Raw genomic sequence first — 17,561 nt, forward strand, 5'->3', positions numbered from 1 at the left:
ACGTAATCGTCGATCCTCAAGACCGTCACCTCACGCTTTTGCGCGGGGGTCGCAGGAGGCACCGTGCTCACCGCGTTCGCCCGGGCGTTCAAGACGCCCGACCTGCGCAAGAAGCTGCTCTTCACGCTCGGCATCATCGTGCTCTACCGTCTCGGGGCGCACATTCCCGTACCGGGGGTGAGCTACGAGAACGTCCAGATTTGTGTTGATCAGGCCAGCAAGGGCAACAACAGCCTGTTCGGTCTGGTGAACATGTTCAGCGGTGGTGCACTGCTGCAGATCACGATCTTCGCGCTCGGAATCATGCCGTACATCACGGCCAGCATCATTCTTCAGCTGCTGACCGTCGTCATCCCCCGTCTCGAAGCCCTGAAGAAGGAGGGGCAGTCGGGCACGGCCAAGATCACGCAGTACACGCGTTATCTGACCGTCGCGCTCGCCATCCTCCAGGGCACCGGGCTCGTGGCGACCGCCCGCAGCGGCACGCTGTTCAGCGGTTGCCCCGTCGCCGACCAGATCGTCCCGAACCAGTCGATCTTCACGACCGTCGTCATGGTGCTCACCATGACCGCGGGCACCGCCGCCGTCATGTGGCTCGGTGAGCTCATCACCGACCGCGGCATCGGCAACGGCATGTCGATCCTGATGTTCATCTCGATCGCCGCCAGCTTCCCCGGCGCCCTGTGGGCCATCAAGGAGAGCGGCAAGCTGGCCGACGGCTGGATCGAGTTCATCACGGTCATCCTCATCGGCTTCGTGATGGTCGGCCTCGTCGTCTTCGTCGAGCAGGCCCAGCGCAGGGTCCCGGTGCAGTACGCGAAGCGGATGATCGGGCGCCGGTCGTACGGTGGTACGTCCACCTACATCCCGCTGAAGGTGAACCAGGCGGGTGTGATTCCCGTCATCTTCGCTTCTTCGCTGCTCTACATCCCTGCTCTAATCGTTCAGTTCTCCAACTCCGACGCGGGCTGGGCGACCTGGATCCAGGACCACTTCGTCAAGGGCGACCACCCGTACTACATCGCGACGTACTTCCTTCTGATCGTGTTCTTCGCCTTCTTCTACGTGGCGATCTCGTTCAACCCCGAGGAAGTCGCCGACAACATGAAGAAGTATGGTGGCTTCATCCCGGGTATCCGGGCAGGTCGGCCCACTGCCGAGTACCTGAGCTACGTGCTCAACCGGATCACTTGGCCGGGCTCGCTGTACCTGGGTCTGATCGCTCTGGTGCCGACGATGGCGTTGGCAGGCTTCGGTGGTGCCAACCAGAACTTCCCGTTCGGCGGGACGAGCATCCTGATCATCGTGGGTGTGGGTCTGGAGACCGTGAAGCAGATCGAGAGTCAGCTCCAGCAGCGCAATTACGAAGGGTTCCTCCGCTGATGCGAATCGTCCTCGTCGGGCCGCCCGGTGCCGGCAAGGGAACGCAGGCTGCGTTCCTTGCCAAGAATCTCTCGATTCCGCACATCTCCACGGGCGACCTCTTCCGCGCCAACATCAGCCAGGGCACCGACCTTGGCAAGCAGGCCCGCTCCTACATGGACGCGGGACAGCTGGTGCCGGACGAAGTCACCAACGCCATGGCCGAGGACCGCATGTCCCAGGCGGACGCCGAGCACGGCTTCCTGCTGGACGGCTTCCCGCGCAACGTGGGGCAGGCCGTCACGCTGGACGAGATGCTCCGCACCAAGGGCGTCGTGCTGGACGCGGTCCTCGATCTGGAGGTCCCCGAGGACGAGGTGGTCAAGCGCATCGCGGGCCGCCGCATCTGCCGTAACGACAGCGCGCACGTCTTCCACGTGACGTACAACCCGCCGAAGGCCGAGGGTGTCTGTGACGCCTGCGGCGGTGAGCTGTACCAGCGGGACGACGACACCGAGGAGACGGTCCGTACCCGTCTCGAGGTCTACCACACGCAGACCGAGCCGATCATCGACTACTACCGGTCCCAGGGCCTGGTCGTGACGATCTCCGCACTCGGCAAGGTCACCGAGGTGACCGAGCGGGCCATGGAGGCCCTCAAGAAGTCCGACGAGGGCTGAGCCCCCCCCGTCTCTCACCACCACAGCCGGCCGCGGCGCCCTCGGGCGCCGCGGCCGACTGTTTGCGCCGTATCGTGGAGTACGGCCATCGACCGTTCCCTCCGCAGGCAGAAAGGCGCCCAGCAATGGTGCAGATCAAGACCCCCGAGCAGATCGCGAAGATGCGCGAGGCGGGCCTCGTGGTCGCTGCCATTCACGCCGCCACGCGCGAGGCGGCCGTCCCCGGCGCCACCACGAAGGACCTGGACGAGGTCGCCCGCAAGGTGATCGCCGACCACGGCGCGAAGTCGAACTTCCTGGGCTACGGCGGATTCCCCGCGACCATCTGCACCTCGGTCAACGACGTCGTCGTGCACGGCATCCCGGACGAGAAGACGGTCCTCAAGGACGGCGACATCATCTCGATCGACGCCGGCGCGATCATCGACGGCTGGCACGGCGACGCGGCGTACACCGCCTTCGTCGGCTCCGGGCACGCTCCGGAGGTCGTCGAGCTCTCCCGGGTGACCGAGGAGTCCATGTGGGCCGGGATCGCCGCGATGAAGGTGAACAACCGGCTCGTCGACATCTCGAAGGCCATCGAGTCCTACATCCGCCGCCAGCCCCGCCCCGCGACCGGTAAGTACGGGATCATCGAGGACTACGGCGGCCACGGCATCGGCACCGAGATGCACATGGACCCGCACCTGCTGAACTACGTCTCGCGCAAGCGTGGCAAGGGCATCAAGCTCGTCCCGGGTGTCTGCCTCGCCATCGAGCCGATGGTCTCGCTGGGCACGGCGCAGACCAAGGTCCTCTCCGACGAGTGGACGGTCCTCACGACCGACGGCACCTGGTCCTCGCACTGGGAGCACTCGATCGCCCTCACGGAAGAGGGACCGCTGGTCCTGACGGCTCCCGACTGCGGCCGCGCGAAGCTCGCGCAGTACGGGGTCGAGGCGGCGCCCGACCCGCTGGGCTGAGGCTCACCCGCCGGACGGAGTGCCGGGCCGGCCGGCCGGTGCCGCGGGGCGCCCATGGAGCCTGAGGCCCGGCGGCCGGACGTGCTCGGCCTCCGGCCCGACGCAGGACTGTCCGGCTGATCCGTGTCTAAGGATCAGAGTAAGTGGGCAAACTTGACGGATTCGTCTTTTGGAGTCCGCTGACGTAGACTGACTCGTCGGCTCTCGTGCATCCGTGTGTCTTCATGCGGCGACGGGAGTCGATCAAGGTAGCCGATTCGAAAGGCGAAGCGTGGCCAAGAAGCAAGGTGCCATCGAAATTGAGGGCACCGTGATCGAGTCCCTCCCGAACGCCATGTTCAAGGTGGAACTTCAGAACGGTCACAAAGTCCTCGCGCACATCAGCGGCAAGATGCGGATGCACTACATCCGTATCCTTCCGGATGACCGGGTCGTCGTGGAGCTCTCTCCGTACGACCTGACGCGTGGCCGGATCGTCTACCGGTACAAGTAGATCTTGCCGCCATCGCGCTTCGGCGTGGTGAGGGGCACTGACCCGGAGAACCTGACATCCCATGAAGGTCAAGCCGAGCGTCAAGAAGATCTGCGACAAGTGCAAGGTGATCCGCCGTCACGGCCGGGTCATGGTCATCTGCGACAACCTGCGCCACAAGCAGCGCCAGGGCTGACGCACGACCACCTGCATCTCGCAGCTTTTCGCGCGACGCACGTAAACGTACATACGCAGAGCCCGTCCAAGCTTCGGCTGACGACACCTCCGGCGGGGGCCGGGGACCCGGACGTACCACCTCTTCCCAGGCGGATGAGGTCGGCGCTCGGGAGTGGCACTGCGGAAGACCCCCGACTTAACAACTGGAGCCATTGAATGGCACGCGTTTCAGGTGTTGACATCCCGCGCGAAAAGCGCGTGGAGGTTGCCCTCACCTACGTCTTCGGTATCGGGCGCACCCGGTCCAAGGAGATCCTCGCCACCACCGGCGTGAACCCCAACACCCGCGTTCGTGACCTGGCCGAAGAGGACCTGGTCAAGATCCGCGAGTACGTGGACGCCAACCTCCGCACCGAGGGTGACCTTCGCCGCGAGATCCAGGGCGACATCCGCCGCAAGATCGAGATCGGCTGCTACCAGGGCATCCGGCACCGTCGCGGTCTGCCGGTCCACGGTCAGCGCACCAGCACGAACGCGCGTACCCGCAAGGGCCCGCGTCGCGCCATCGCCGGTAAGAAGAAGCCGGGCAAGAAGTAGTCCTCAGCGGACGTACTGCGGGAGTCCGGGCCACCGGACGTCCGCGGAAACCAGCGGTCTTCGCTGTAGGACCGATCACCTCCCCTCTCCATCTGGAGTCAAGACATGCCCCCCAAGGGTCGTCAGGGCGCAGCCAAGAAGGTGCGTCGCAAGGAAAAGAAGAACGTCGCTCACGGCCACGCGCACATCAAGAGCACGTTCAACAACACCATCGTCTCGATCACGGACCCCTCGGGCAACGTGATCTCCTGGGCCTCCGCCGGCCACGTCGGCTTCAAGGGCTCGCGCAAGTCCACCCCCTTCGCCGCGCAGATGGCCGCCGAGTCGGCCGCCCGCCGCGCGCAGGAGCACGGCATGCGCAAGGTCGACGTCTTCGTCAAGGGTCCCGGCTCCGGCCGTGAGACCGCGATCCGCTCCCTCCAGGCCACGGGCCTCGAGGTCGGTTCGATCCAGGACGTCACCCCGACGCCGCACAACGGCTGCCGTCCGCCGAAGCGTCGCCGCGTCTGATCCGCGACGGCCGGTGACGGTCGTGCGTCAGTAGCGTGGGTCCGGGCGGTATGTCCCTTCGGGGGCGTGCCGCCCGTACCCTTGTTTCATCTGTCGGGCATCAAATAGTGGGTGCCCACGACTGAAGGATCGCAACATGCTTATCGCTCAGCGTCCGTCGCTGACCGAAGAGGTCGTCGACGAGTTCCGCTCCCGGTTCGTGATCGAGCCGCTGGAGCCGGGCTTCGGTTACACCCTCGGCAACTCCCTGCGTCGCACCCTCCTCTCCTCGATCCCCGGTGCCGCTGTCACCAGCATCCGGATCGACGGTGTCCTGCACGAGTTCACCACCGTGCCGGGCGTCAAGGAGGACGTGACCGACCTCATCCTCAACATCAAGCAGCTGGTCGTCTCCTCGGAGCACGACGAGCCGGTCGTGATGTACCTGCGCAAGCAGGGTCCCGGCCTGGTCACCGCTGCTGACATCGCCCCGCCGGCCGGTGTCGAGGTCCACAACCCGGACCTGGTCCTGGCCACGCTCAACGGCAAGGGCAAGCTGGAGATGGAGCTGACCGTCGAGCGCGGTCGCGGCTACGTCTCCGCCGTCCAGAACAAGCAGGTGGGCCAGGAGATCGGCCGTATCCCGGTCGACTCCATCTACTCGCCGGTGCTCAAGGTCACGTACAAGGTCGAGGCGACCCGTGTCGAGCAGCGCACCGACTTCGACAAGCTGATCGTCGACGTCGAGACCAAGCAGGCCATGCGTCCCCGTGACGCCATGGCGTCGGCCGGCAAGACCCTGGTCGAGCTGTTCGGTCTGGCGCGCGAGCTCAACATCGACGCCGAGGGCATCGACATGGGCCCGTCCCCGACGGACGCCGCGCTCGCCGCCGATCTGGCGCTGCCGATCGAGGAGCTCGAGCTCACGGTCCGTTCGTACAACTGCCTCAAGCGCGAGGGCATCCACTCCGTGGGTGAGCTCGTGGCGCGCTCCGAGGCGGACCTGCTCGACATCCGCAACTTCGGTGCGAAGTCGATCGACGAGGTCAAGGCGAAGCTGGCCGGTATGGGCCTCGCGCTCAAGGACTCGCCTCCCGGCTTCGACCCGACCGCCGCCGCCGACGCCTTCGGCGCCGACGACGACGCGGACGCCGGTTTCGTGGAGACCGAGCAGTACTGAGCCGCATCCCGGACGGGGGTGCCTGATCTTCCAGGTGCCCCCGTGCCGGGCCAGTAGGGACTTCCGCGGGGCGGCCGCCTCGCGGGAACTGACACCGGTACCTGATACGGCCGGTGCAGCACACAAGGAGAAAAACCATGCCTCAGCCCGCCAAGGGTGCCCGTCTGGGCGGCAGCGCTGCGCACGAGAAGCTTCTTCTCATCAACCTCGCGAAGTCGCTGTTCGAGCACGGCCGCATCACCACGACCGAGGCCAAGGCCCGCCGCCTGCGTCCGGTCGCCGAGCGTTTCATCACCAAGGCGAAGAAGGGCGACATCCACAACCGTCGCCTGGTGCTGCAGTCGATCACGGACAAGAGCATCGTGCACACGCTCTTCACCGAGATCGCCCCGCGGTACGAGAACCGCCCCGGTGGTTACACCCGCATCACCAAGATCGGCAACCGTCGTGGCGACAACGCCCCGATGGCCGTCATCGAGCTGGTCGAGGCGCTGACCGTGGCCCAGCAGGCCACCGGTGAGGCCGAGGCCGCGACGAAGCGCGCCGTCAAGGAAGACGCCCTCAAGAAGGACGAGGCTCCGGCCGAGACCGTCGAGGACGCCAAGCCGGCCGACGCCGCCGCTGAGGAGTCCAAGGACGCCTGAGCGTCCTGAGACCCACGTACGGGCCCGCATCACCCTTCGGGGCGGTGCGGGCCCGTTCGGTTCTGAGAGGATCTGCGGGTGAGTGACGAGGCAGAGCCCGGCTTTGTACGGGTACGGCTGGACCTTTCCTACGACGGCAAGGATTTCTCCGGCTGGGCGAAGCAGACCAGCAGGCGCACCGTGCAGGGCGAGATCGAGGACGCGCTGCGCACCGTGACGCGGTCGTCGGTGACGTACGACCTGACGGTCGCCGGGCGCACCGACGCGGGGGTGCACGCGCGCGGGCAGGTGGCGCACGTCGACCTGCCGGCCGGGGTGTGGGCGGAGCACGAGGAGAAGCTGCTGCGGCGGCTGGCGGGGCGCCTGCCGCTGGACGTACGGATCTGGCGCGCGGCCGAGGCCCCTGCGGGGTTCAACGCGCGCTTCTCGGCGCTGTGGCGTCGGTACGCGTACCGGGTGGGGGACCGGCAGGGTGGTGTGGACCCGCTGCTCCGGGGCCACGTGCTGTGGCACGACCGGCCGCTCGACGTCGACGCGATGAACGAGGCCGCCGCGCTGATGACGGGGGAGCACGACTTCGCGGCGTACTGCAAGAAGCGCGAGGGTGCCACGACCATCCGTACGCTGCAGAAGCTGCACTGGGTGCGGGACGCGGAGTCCGGCGTGCTGACGGCGACCGTGCAGGCGGACGCGTTCTGCCACAACATGGTGCGGGCGCTGATCGGCGCGGCGCTGTTCGTGGGGGACGGACGCCGGCCGGCCTCCTGGCCGGCCGAGGTGCTGGCGGCGAAGGTGCGGGACCCGGGGGTCCACGTGGTGCGGCCGCACGGGCTGACGCTGGAGGAAGTGGCCTATCCGGCCGACGCGCTGCTGGCGGCCAGGGCCGTGGAGGCGCGGAACGTCAGGACGCTGCCGGGGGCGGGCTGCTGCTGACCGGTCTTCGGCGCAGGGCGCGCACCAGCCTGGCGGCGCTGTCCACGGCGAGCAGAGTCGTCACCGTGGAGCTGAACCAGCCGATGTCCGGCGCCCACCAGGCATGGACGGCCACCGAGGTGAAGAACAGCAGGGCCGCCGTGCGCAGCACCCACCAGCGTGCCGGGTGCGTTTCCTCCTCGGGAGGTGCCTCCGGGTGGACGCCCTCCTTGGTGGTCATCGTGTCCCGCATGCCCGCGAGGAAGCCCCGCCGGGCCAGCACCCGGGCGCCCGGCAGCTCCGTGAGGACCTCCTGCCCGCCGCCGTATCCCGGGGGCAGCGGCGGAAGACCGAGGGCCGCGACGAGCTCGCTCTGGTGGCGGGCGGGGTCGCCGGCGGCCCGCAGGACATGGGCCAGGGGACGAGGGTCGGTGAGCCCGTAGACACGGGCGAGGGCTGCTGCGGTGGCGGTCGCCTCCGCGTGGTCGGTCGCGGGGGTGGCGGTCTCCCAGGCGTGATGCGTCACCTTCTTTCCCCGGTGCAGCAGGGTGAAGCTGCTGCGTTCCGGGGTGCGGTGCAGGACCAGGGCGGGCCAGTCCTCGGCCGTGGTGAAGTTGTCGGCCGCCGAGGTGAGCGGGTCTTCGGGGAGCAGGGCCGCCCGCTTGCCGCGTACCGGGTCCGGGACGATCTCGACGTACGTGTGACGGCTGCCGGCGGGGGCCGTCCGGAGGCTGTGGCCGCAGATCAGCGCGGCCCGCGCGACCTCGGTCGGCCCGGTGGACACGATGGCGACCGACCGCGGTGCCAGTTCCCGCTCCCAGTCGGGGGCGCCGGAGGCCGGGGGCCCGGGGGAGGGGCGGAAGAAGGGGATCCTCATCGCCAGCTCGATCCGGGTGTCGGAGCGGGCCTCCAGGAATTCGGCACGGGGATCGCCGAAGTAGGTCCAGGGGAAGGTGGTGGCGTGCACCCCGATGCTGCGGAAGGCGGTGAGGGCCTCCTCGTAGCGGCTCATGGACCACAGGACCAGGGCCAGGTGGTTGCGGAAACCGGCTGCCTCCCGGTCTCCCGGGGCGTAGCTGTCCGACAGGGCCTGCGCGCGGGTCACGGCCGCTTCGGCGCGGGAGGTGTACGGGTCGGGGCCGGGTGTGTCCTCGTCGGCTATCAGGTACTCCACGACGGCCTGGAGCGGCAGCGCGTGGAGCCTGGAACCGGGAGGGGCCTGGTCGGCCGCCCGCTCCGCGAAGGCGAACATCTCCTCGTGCGATCCGTACCACTTGTCGCAGAGGTACTGGAGCGCCTGGACGTGGCAGCCCTCGTGGTGAGGGTCGCGGGCGTTCGCCTCGGCCAGATAGGTGTCGAAGACCTCGCGCGGGGCCTGGATGCCGCGGGCCTGGGTCAGGGCGATGCGCCACGGGACCGGGTCGGCGGGGTTGAGCTCGGCGGCGGCGGAGACCACCGGCACCGCGTCCCGCAGCACCGTGTGGAACGCCCGGAACTGGTCGGCCTCGACGTTCCTGGCCCGGGCGCCGGTCCGTATCTGCCAGGCCTGGCAGATGTACTGGTCGGCCTTGACGAGTACGGCGTCGGGGTCCTCCGGGGACTCCTCCAGCCAGCTGTCCAGCCAGCCCGGATGATGCAGCGAGGTCCGCGCGAGGCGGGAGACGCAGGCGTCCCTGCGTTCCCACTGGGCGTGCCGGCGGGTGGCGGCCAGCAGTTCGGCGGCCGGGGCGTGGTCGCCCGCGGAGGCGGCGGTGAGGGCCACCCGCAGCGAGGGGTCGGGGGCGTCGAGGACCACGGCGTCGTCCGGGGGCATGCCGGCGCCCATCGCGTCGCTGTGGCGCAGGACACGCGGGATGGTGAAGAGGGTGGTCAGACGCACGGCGACGGGTCCTCGGTCGAGGGGAGGGACTGGGCTGGTGCGTGGGGGACTCGTGCGTGGGGCGGGGCGCGGGCGGTCAGCCGACGGGGAGCCCCGCGGCCGCGGAGGCCTGGACCTCGCCGCGGTGGCGGATCTGGCGGAAGGTGAAGTCGGTCAGGTCGTCGCCGACCTTGTAGACGTCCTTGGCCGCCGTGGTGACGTTCTTCCCGCTGGTGTAGCCGCCGACCGTGAAGTAGGCGTAGCGGCCGTAGGAGTTGGCGGTGCGCCGGCAGACGGACCCGCCGCGGCAGAAGGTGGGCACTCCCGAACCGCTGAGGGAGGCCATGCCGCCCGAGGCCTGCTCGGCGGCCTTCCTGGCCTCCGCCTCGGTGCCGAAGACGGCCAGCCCGACCGTGACGGCGATGCCGTCCTTGCCGTAGGTCGCGCGGATGACCTGGTCACAGCCGTTGTTCACGAGGATCGAGCCGAGGGCGCCCTGGGTCGTCGTGGCGCAGTCCGACGTACGGGCGGTGGCGCCCTTGGCGTAGACGCGGTCGCCCATCGTCAGCTTCCTGCCGGGGAAGAAGGCGTCCACGGTGACCCGGGCCCTGTCCTTCTTCTCGTCGGCTATGTAGTCCTTCGGGTCCGGCGGGGGCGGCGGTGCTACCGAGGAGAAGGAGGGGTCGGGCGCCGAGGCCTCCGAGGGCAGGTCGGCGGGGGCCGGCAGCTCACTGGCGGTCCTGTCGGACCCGGAGGCGCCGCCGCCCCCGTCGGTCGTGATGACGGCGGTGGCCACGATCGCGGCCACGGCGGCGGTCGCCAGTGCCCCGCCCCCGATCATCAGCCACTTCTTGCGCCTGCCCCGCGCGGCGGACGCCTCCGCCAGTGCCGCCCAGTCCGGAGTCCGGCTCTCTTCCGGCCCCCAGGAGGGCCCCCCTTGCCCAAAGCTCATGCGGCGAATCCTAGACCGGCCGTAATCCGGTTGGGTCAACGGTTCGCCTGCCGTGACAATGCTGTGCATGGGACATCTTGAAGCGGGCCACCTGGAGTACTACCTACCGGACGGACGGGTGCTGCTCGGTGACGCTTCGTTCCGGGTGGCCGACGGCGCCGTCGTCGCGCTGGTCGGCGCGAACGGGGCGGGCAAGACGACACTCCTGAAACTGCTCGCCGGGGAGCTCCAGCCGCACGGCGGCTCGGTCTCGGTGAGTGGCGGTCTCGGCGTGATGGCCCAGTTCGTGGGCTCCGTGCGGGACGAGCGGACCGTCCGTGACCTGCTGGTGTCAGTGGCCCAGCCCCGGATCAGGGAGGCGGCCCAGGCCGTCGACGCGGCGGAGGAACGCATCCTCGCCGTGGACGACGAGGCCGCGCAGATGGCGTACGCGCAGGCGCTGAGCGACTGGGCGGAGGCGCGGGGGTACGAGGCCGAGACGCTGTGGGACATGTGCACGACGGCCGCGCTCGGCGTCCCGTACGAGAAGGCGCAGTGGCGCGAGGTGCGCACGCTCAGCGGGGGCGAGCAGAAGCGGCTGGTCCTGGAGGCGCTGCTCAGGGGCCCGGACGAGGTGCTGCTCCTGGACGAGCCGGACAACTATCTGGACGTCCCCGGCAAGCGGTGGCTGGAGGAGAAGCTCAAGGAGACCCGCAAGACGGTGCTCTTCGTCTCCCACGACCGGGAGCTGCTCTCACGTGCAGCCGAGAAGATCGTGAGCGTGGAGCCCAGCCCGGCGGGCTCGGACGTCTGGGTGCACGGCGGCGGATTCGGCACGTACCACCAGGCCCGCAAGGAGCGGTTCGCGCGCTTCGAGGAGCTCCTGCGGCGCTGGGAGGAGGAGCACGCCCGGCTGAAGGCGCTGGTCCTGCGGATGCGGCAGCAGGCGGCGAACAGCCCCGACATGGCGAACCGCTACCACGCGATGCAGACCCGCTTCAAGAAGTTCGAGGAGGCGGGACCGCCGCCGGAGCCGCCCCGTGAGCAGGACATCAGGATGCGGTTGCGCGGCGGGCGGACCGGGGTGCGGGCGGTGACGTGCACCGGTCTGGAGCTGACCGGTCTGATGAAGCCGTTCGACCTGGAGATCTACTACGGGGAGCGGGTCGCCGTGCTCGGCTCCAACGGGTCGGGGAAGTCCCACTTCCTGCGGCTGCTGGCGGGGGAGCCCGTCGCGCACACCGGTGAGTGGAAGCTCGGTGCGCGGGTCGTGCCCGGCCACTTCGCGCAGACGCACGCCCATCCGGAGCTCCTCGGCAAGACGCTCGTCGAGATCCTGTGGACGGAGCACGCCAAGGACCGCGGCGGCGCGATGTCGGTGCTGCGGCGCTACGAGCTGGAGCGCCAGGGCGACCAGGCCTTCGAGAGGCTGTCCGGCGGGCAGCAGGCGCGGTTCCAGATCCTGCTCCTGGAGCTGGCGGGCACGACCGCGCTGCTGCTGGACGAGCCGACGGACAACCTGGACCTGGAGTCGGCCGAGGCACTGCAGGACGGGCTGGAGGTGTACGACGGGACGGTGATGGCCGTGACGCACGACCGCTGGTTCGCGAAGTCCTTCGACCGCTATCTGGTCTTCGGCTCGGACGGGGTGGTGCGGGAGTCCACGGAGCCGGTCTGGGACGAGCGCAGGGTCAGGCGGGAGCGGTAGGGACGGCGCGTTTTGACCCGTCCCGGGCGGGACGGGTACTGTCGGTGGTTGTTATACGTATCGGCTCCGTCGTCCTCACGCGGACAGCCCTTACGTAGGTTCTCTGGAGCAGTTACCAGTGGCTCGCATACGGGCAGCGTTCCCGGCATTGTGGGCCCCAGCTGCATGATCGCTTCAGGGGTGCCATGTGTCTGGACCTCATCCACTGAAGAAGCGAAGGCTACGAAGTGCGTACGTACAGCCCCAAGCCCGGCGATGTCACTCGCCAGTGGCACATCATCGACGCCGAGGACATCGTCCTGGGCCGTCTGGCCACCACGGCTGCGAACCTCCTCCGAGGCAAGCACAAGGCGATCTACGCCCCCCACATGGACATGGGCGACTTCGTCATCATCATCAACGCCGAGAAGGTTCACCTCTCCGGTAACAAGAAGACCCAGAAGATGGCGTACCGCCACTCGGGCTTCCCGGGCGGTCTCCGTTCCGTGCGTTACGACGAGCTCCTCTCGAAGAACCCCGAGAAGGCTGTCGAGAAGGCCATCAAGGGCATGATCCCCAAGAACACCCTGGGTCGTCAGATGCTCTCGAAGCTCAAGGTCTACGCGGGCGACCAGCACCCGCACGCTGCGCAGCAGCCGGTCCCGTTCGAGATCACCCAGGTCGCGCAGTAGTTCCGGCCTCCCCCCTAAGACGTAAAGAAAGATCTGAGGAGAATCGTGGCCGAGACCACTGTTGAGACGACCGCTGACGACGCGGCGGGCACCGAGGGCGAAGAGACCTTCGCCGAGGTGACCACCTTCGAGTCGGAGGTCCCCGTCGAGGGTGAGTACACCTCCGAGTCGCTCGCGGGCCGCTTCGGCGACCCGCAGCCCGCGGCCGGCCTTGGCCGTCGCAAGAACGCCATCGCCCGCGTCCGGATCGTCCCGGGCACCGGCAAGTGGAAGATCAACGGTCGCACCCTTGAGGACTACTTCCCCAACAAGGTGCACCAGCAGGAAGTCAACGAGCCCTTCAAGGTGCTCGAGCTCGACGGCCGCTACGACGTCATCGCCCGCATCTCGGGTGGCGGCGTCTCCGGTCAGGCCGGTGCCCTGCGCCTCGGCGTGGCCCGCGCGCTGAACGAGGCGGACGTGGACAACAACCGCGCCACGCTGAAGAAGGCCGGCTTCCTCTCCCGCGACGACCGTGCGGTCGAGCGCAAGAAGGCCGGTCTCAAGAAGGCCCGTAAGGCCCCGCAGTACAGCAAGCGCTAAATCGCCTGCTCGTCTGCTTCACACGTTCGCCCCGGCGGCACACTCCGTGCTGCTGGGGCGTTCGTTTATCAGCCCTCGCGGGCGTATAACGGCTTAAGACGTTTGCATGCTTATAGGGCTGGCGGCCTCAGGCGCCCTTCTTTGCTGTGCCTTGCCTTGATCTGCCCTGTTTTGAGTACTTTGGTTTTGTGGTTTCGGAGCACTTTCGGAGGACACCAGTGGGACGACTCTTCGGCACGGACGGCGTGCGGGGTGTCGCCAACGCGGACCTGACAGCCGAGCTCGCGCTCGGACTCTCGGTCGCGGCGGCACACGTACTCGCCGAGGCGGGCACCTTCGAGGGGCATCGGCCGACCGCTCTGGTGGGCCGCGACCCCCGTGCGTCCGGTGAGTTCCTGGAGGCGGCCGTCGTGGCGGGCCTGGCCAGCGCCGGCGTGGACGTGATGCGCGTGGGCGTGCTGCCCACCCCCGCCGTGGCCTACCTCACCGGCGCCCTCGGCGCGGACATCGGTGTCATGCTCTCGGCCAGCCACAACGCCATGCCCGACAACGGCATCAAGTTCTTCGCCCGCGGCGGCCACAAGCTCGCCGACGAGCTGGAGGACCGCATCGAGAAGGTCTACGAGCAGCACCGCACCGGAGAGCCCTGGGCCCGGCCGACCGGCGCCGGCGTGGGCCGCGTCACCGACTACGCGGAGGGCTTCGACCGTTACGTCGCCCATCTCATCGGTGTCCTTCCGAACCGGCTCGACGGACTGAAGGTCGTCCTCGACGAGGCACACGGCGCCGCCGCCCGCGTCTCGCCGGAGGCGTTCGCCCGGGCCGGGGCCGAGATCATCACCATCGGCGCCGAACCGGACGGCCTGAACATCAACGACGGCTGCGGCTCCACGCACATGGAGCTGCTGCGCGCCGCCGTCGTCGAGCACGGCGCCGATCTCGGCATCGCGCACGACGGTGACGCGGACCGCTGCCTGGCCGTGGACGCGACCGGTGAGGAGGTCGACGGCGACCAGATCCTGGCCGTGCTCGCCCTCGCCATGCGCGAGTCCGGCCACCTGCGCAAGGACACCGTCGTCGGCACGGTCATGTCGAACCTCGGCTTCAAGATGGCGATGGAGCGCGAAGGCATCCAGCTCGTCCAGACCGCCGTCGGCGACCGCTACGTCCTGGAGTCGATGAAGGCCGAAGGGTTCGCGCTGGGCGGCGAGCAGTCCGGCCATGTCATCGTCCTGGACCACGCCACGACGGGCGACGGCACGCTGACCGGGCTGATGCTCGCGGCACGGGTCGCCGCCACCGGCCGTACGCTCGCCGACCTGGCGGGTGTGATGCAGCGCCTCCCGCAGGTCCTCATCAACGTGCCGGACGTCGACAAGTCCCGTGTGGACACCTCCGCCGAGGTGGCCGCCGCAGTGGCCCAGGCCGAGCGTGAACTGGGTGACACCGGCCGGGTACTCCTGCGCAAGTCGGGCACCGAGCCGCTCGTCCGGGTCATGGTCGAGGCCGCCGATCTCGAGCAGGCGCGCGCCGTGGCCGGCCAGCTGGCCGACGTGGTGAAGTCCGCACTCGGCTGAGGGACCGCCGTTCGGGCGTGGTGAAGTCCGTGCCCGGCTGAGGGACCGCCGTAGGGGCGTGGTGATGTCCGCGTCCGGCTGACGGACCGCCGTCGGGGCGCTGTGAAGTCCGCGCCCGGCCGACGGACCCCGGCCGGACGGACGGCTCCGGCTTCACGGCCGGGGCCGTCCGGCGTCCAGCTCGCGGATGATGCGGGTCAGGTCGGCCGGGGCGGCCGCGAGGCGGACCGGCTCGCCGGCGTCGTCGAGTTCGGCGACGTGCCAGCTCCTGTGCAGGGTGTCGCCGTCGCTCCCCCTGGCACGCCGTACGTTCGTGACGGTGAGCCGTTCCACCGGTATCCGTCTCGCCGCGAACCGGCCCGGGCCGGGGTGGGGTGTCACCGCGGGCGGCCCGTCCCCCAGGACGACATGGGTGCCGAAGCCGTTCGGGTTGTAGTCGGTGTGCTCGAGGAAACGGGCGGCCAGGAACCGGTCCGCCTTCTCCAGGGAGCCCCCGTCCCCGGTCTCCGCCGCGTCCCCGGGCGTACGGACGCGGGTCGCGTGCCACGCCCAGGCGAACATGCCCACTGTGGCCAGGGCCCCCGATGCCGTCCATGCCAGCGTCGCGGGAGTGCCGAGCGGGTCCAAGGGGTGGAGGTAGCAGAGCGGCAGCAGCCACACGGCCGTACCGGCGAGCGCGCCCGCGAACGGCAGGGCCGAGGGCAGGACCTCGTCGTCCGGCAGCCGGCGCCCGCGCCGGCGCAGCAGCACCAGGGCGCCGGGGTAGCCCGCGGCGAGGGCGCACCCGGCCGCGATGACGGCCACGTCTCCGGCTCCGGTGAAGTGCTCGCGCCACACGTGGTGCTCTGCGGCGACCTCCCTCACCCGGCCCCGCCAGAAGGTCAGTTCGACGTTGTCACCGGGGTCGAACCCCCGGGCGCCCTCCTGCGAGACCCCGAGGCGCTCCAGCGGCCGGCCGTCGGCGAAGTACAGCCGGCTGCTCTGCCTCCCCCTCCCGGCCTCCGTCCGCTCGATCACCGCGCTCCGGGTGCTCAGGCACTCGCCGCGTTCCGCGGCCGGCGTACCGGCGGTGCAGGGGACGGCCGACATCCACGCCTGTTCCTCCGACGCGGCGTTCGGCACGGACCACGCGGCCAGGCCCGCGCCCGCGAGCAGCAGTGCGCACAGGACGGACGCCACGGCCGGGCCGCGACCGGCGGTGCGGGACGAGATGACGGGGAGGTGGCTCGTCTCGGGGGCTCCGTGGCGGCGGTGCAGCGTGCGGAGCGCGTCCAGTTTCGCTTCGAAGCCGGCGCGGTCGTCGGAGGACCCGCTCAGCGGCAGGGGCAGCCGCCGTGTGCGGCCGTCGCGCATCAGCACGCTGACGCGGTAGACATCCTGGTTGCGCCCTCGCTGGATGTACATGCGCAGGTCGGCGATGTCGGGCCACGGCATGTTCCGTCGGCGCAGCAGCGTCCGGACGCGCAGGCCACGGGCGTCCGCGCTCACCTGGGCGGTCGCCGCGTGCAGGAGGACGAGGCACAGCAGCGCGAGCAGCAGGCCCACGGCCACCCACACGTCCAGCGGCCCGCCCACGTGAACCGCGCGCACGGCGGCCAGGCCCGCCCCGGCCGCCCCGAGTGCGACGAGGCACCACAGGGCACGTCTCCTGAGGGGGCGGCGGTTCACTTCCCCGGCATCGGTCATGTACCGGATCGTGTCACCGGCCGTGCCGCTCCCGCTTGTGCGGTGTACGGCAGCATTCGCGCCGGTGACATTGCCGGGCCGTCACCCCTTGGACGGTGGCCGCGGTCCCCTGGGGACGCCCGCTTCACGCCGACCCGGGGGAGCCGCCCGGCGCCTGGTGTTCCACAAGGCCTTCTGGATCAGCAGTGTGAGCGTCCCCGCGAGGACGATGCCGGCCATGTTCGCCAGCAGCTGTGCCGACGACCCCCAGGTCTGCTGCAGGTCCTGGTAGCTGAAGGCCACCGCGGCGTTGGCGGCGGCCGGCACCGTGGTCACCGAGATCGCCACGCCGATCAGCGCCCCCGACTTCGCCGAGGTCAGCGAGAGCGTCCCCGCGATGCCCGCCAGGAGCGCCACGACGAACGACATCCAGTCCGGGTGCCAGATGAATCCGGTGTTGGGCCTCTCCGCCTTGACCATGTCCTCCGTGAACAGCCCGAGCGCGTCCAGCAGCCAGGCGAAGCCCGCCGTGAGCACCATCGCCACCGCGAAGCCACCGATCAGCGCCCACAGCGACCGGCCGGCCAGCCGGGGCGCCCGCTGCACGAGCGCCGTCGAGATCCCCGCCAGCGGACCGAACTCCGGGCCGACCGCCATCGCGCCCACGATCAGGACGGCGTTGTCCAGCATCACCCCGCACGCGGCGAGCATCGTCGCGAGCGCGAGGAAGGCCACGTAGGTGACGCTGAAGGTCGACTCCTCGTGGGTCACCTCGCTCAGCTCTTCCCAGAGCACCGCGTCGGCGCCCTCTCCCGGCGCCGCCCGTTCGGCCTCCTCGGCGTGCTTGGAGAGGGTGAGGTCCATGTTCTCGGCGGTGATCGAACCGGAGCTGTCGATGCCCATCTCCCGCAGGGCACCGATCAGTTCGTCGCCCGCCTCCCGGGCCACGTCGCACAGGACCACGTCGCCCACCGGGCTCCGTGCGGCACCCGTGAGCACCGCGAGATGGGCGGTGCCCACGGTCCGCCCGATCAGCCCGACCACCTCATCGGTGCGGTCGGCGGGCACGATGAGGCGCAGATGCAGCACGGGGC

The 17,561-nt window shown here is 69.6% G+C and carries 18 protein-coding genes; 14 read left to right on the forward strand and 4 right to left on the reverse strand.

Annotation, left to right across the window (positions count from 1 at the left end; genetic code table 11):
• Positions 1–63: 63 nt before the first annotated feature.
• From secY to truA, 10 genes are all read left to right on the forward strand, one after another.
• Positions 64–1,383, forward strand: coding sequence for a preprotein translocase subunit SecY (gene secY, locus OO67_RS05395; protein WP_033297608.1), 1,320 nt, complete (start codon positions 64–66; stop codon positions 1,381–1,383).
• Positions 1,383–2,042, forward strand: a complete 660-nt coding sequence (locus OO67_RS05400; protein ID WP_033297609.1) for an adenylate kinase — start codon at positions 1,383–1,385, stop codon at positions 2,040–2,042. The genes secY and OO67_RS05400 overlap by 1 nt, the downstream gene beginning before the upstream one ends.
• 125 nt (positions 2,043–2,167) lie before the next feature.
• The gene (map, locus tag OO67_RS05405) at positions 2,168–3,004 is read left to right on the forward strand and encodes a type I methionyl aminopeptidase (RefSeq protein WP_033297610.1); all 837 of its coding nucleotides are present in this window, start codon (positions 2,168–2,170) and stop codon (positions 3,002–3,004) included.
• Positions 3,005–3,275: 271 nt separating this feature from the next.
• Positions 3,276–3,497, forward strand: coding sequence for a translation initiation factor IF-1 (gene infA, locus OO67_RS05410; protein ID WP_003956442.1), 222 nt, complete (start codon positions 3,276–3,278; stop codon positions 3,495–3,497).
• A 61-nt stretch (positions 3,498–3,558) separates the two neighbouring features.
• Positions 3,559–3,672, forward strand: a complete 114-nt coding sequence (rpmJ, locus tag OO67_RS05415; protein WP_003956441.1) for a 50S ribosomal protein L36 — start codon at positions 3,559–3,561, stop codon at positions 3,670–3,672.
• Between the two features lie 197 nt (positions 3,673–3,869).
• Positions 3,870–4,250, forward strand: coding sequence for a 30S ribosomal protein S13 (gene rpsM, locus OO67_RS05420; protein WP_014047799.1), 381 nt, complete (start codon positions 3,870–3,872; stop codon positions 4,248–4,250).
• 105 nt (positions 4,251–4,355) lie between these two features.
• Positions 4,356–4,760: a 30S ribosomal protein S11 gene (gene rpsK, locus OO67_RS05425; RefSeq protein WP_003956432.1), complete on the forward strand. Its 405-nt coding sequence runs from the start codon at positions 4,356–4,358 to the stop codon at positions 4,758–4,760.
• Between the two features lie 136 nt (positions 4,761–4,896).
• Entirely contained in the window at positions 4,897–5,919 is a 1,023-nt protein-coding gene (locus OO67_RS05430) for a DNA-directed RNA polymerase subunit alpha (RefSeq protein WP_003966937.1), read from the forward strand.
• A gap of 137 nt (positions 5,920–6,056) precedes the next feature.
• A complete protein-coding gene (rplQ, locus tag OO67_RS05435; protein ID WP_014154578.1) occupies positions 6,057–6,563 on the forward strand; it encodes a 50S ribosomal protein L17 in 507 nt (168 codons plus the stop codon).
• A gap of 78 nt (positions 6,564–6,641) precedes the next feature.
• Positions 6,642–7,496, forward strand: coding sequence for a tRNA pseudouridine(38-40) synthase TruA (gene truA / locus OO67_RS05440; protein ID WP_033297611.1), 855 nt, complete (start codon positions 6,642–6,644; stop codon positions 7,494–7,496).
• Here the strand turns inward: truA and OO67_RS05445 are convergent.
• Positions 7,465–9,354, reverse strand: coding sequence for a hypothetical protein (locus OO67_RS05445; protein WP_033297612.1), 1,890 nt, complete (start codon positions 9,352–9,354; stop codon positions 7,465–7,467). The genes truA and OO67_RS05445 overlap by 32 nt on opposite strands.
• Before the next feature lie 76 nt (positions 9,355–9,430).
• Positions 9,431–10,285 (reverse strand): hypothetical protein, encoded by an 855-nt coding sequence (locus OO67_RS05450; RefSeq protein WP_033297613.1) that lies wholly within the window; start codon positions 10,283–10,285, stop codon positions 9,431–9,433.
• Between the two features lie 67 nt (positions 10,286–10,352).
• Here OO67_RS05450 and OO67_RS05455 point away from each other — a divergent pair, with 67 nt between their 5' ends.
• From OO67_RS05455 to glmM, 4 genes are all read left to right on the forward strand, one after another.
• Positions 10,353–11,972, forward strand: a complete 1,620-nt coding sequence (locus OO67_RS05455) for an ABC-F family ATP-binding cassette domain-containing protein (protein ID WP_033297614.1) — start codon at positions 10,353–10,355, stop codon at positions 11,970–11,972.
• A gap of 227 nt (positions 11,973–12,199) precedes the next feature.
• Positions 12,200–12,643, forward strand: a complete 444-nt coding sequence (gene rplM, locus OO67_RS05460; protein ID WP_030914195.1) for a 50S ribosomal protein L13 — start codon at positions 12,200–12,202, stop codon at positions 12,641–12,643.
• A gap of 45 nt (positions 12,644–12,688) precedes the next feature.
• Positions 12,689–13,225 carry a 30S ribosomal protein S9 gene (rpsI, locus tag OO67_RS05465; protein WP_033297615.1) on the forward strand — a complete coding sequence of 179 codons (537 nt, stop codon included), beginning with the start codon at positions 12,689–12,691 and terminating at the stop codon, positions 13,223–13,225.
• A 218-nt stretch (positions 13,226–13,443) separates the two neighbouring features.
• On the forward strand, positions 13,444–14,802 hold the full coding sequence (gene glmM, locus OO67_RS05470; RefSeq protein WP_033297616.1) for a phosphoglucosamine mutase: 1,359 nt from the start codon (positions 13,444–13,446) through the stop codon (positions 14,800–14,802).
• Between the two features lie 153 nt (positions 14,803–14,955).
• Here the strand turns inward: glmM and OO67_RS05475 are convergent, their stop codons facing one another.
• Entirely contained in the window at positions 14,956–16,488 is a 1,533-nt protein-coding gene (locus OO67_RS05475) for a PH domain-containing protein (protein ID WP_033297617.1), read from the reverse strand.
• 81 nt (positions 16,489–16,569) lie between these two features.
• On the reverse strand, positions 16,570–17,556 hold the full coding sequence (locus tag OO67_RS05480) for a DUF389 domain-containing protein (RefSeq protein ID WP_033297618.1): 987 nt from the start codon (positions 17,554–17,556) through the stop codon (positions 16,570–16,572).
• Positions 17,557–17,561: the final 5 nt, after the last annotated feature.

Source organism: Streptomyces atroolivaceus, assembly GCF_000717025.1.
Taxonomy (GTDB): domain Bacteria; phylum Actinomycetota; class Actinomycetes; order Streptomycetales; family Streptomycetaceae; genus Streptomyces; species Streptomyces atroolivaceus.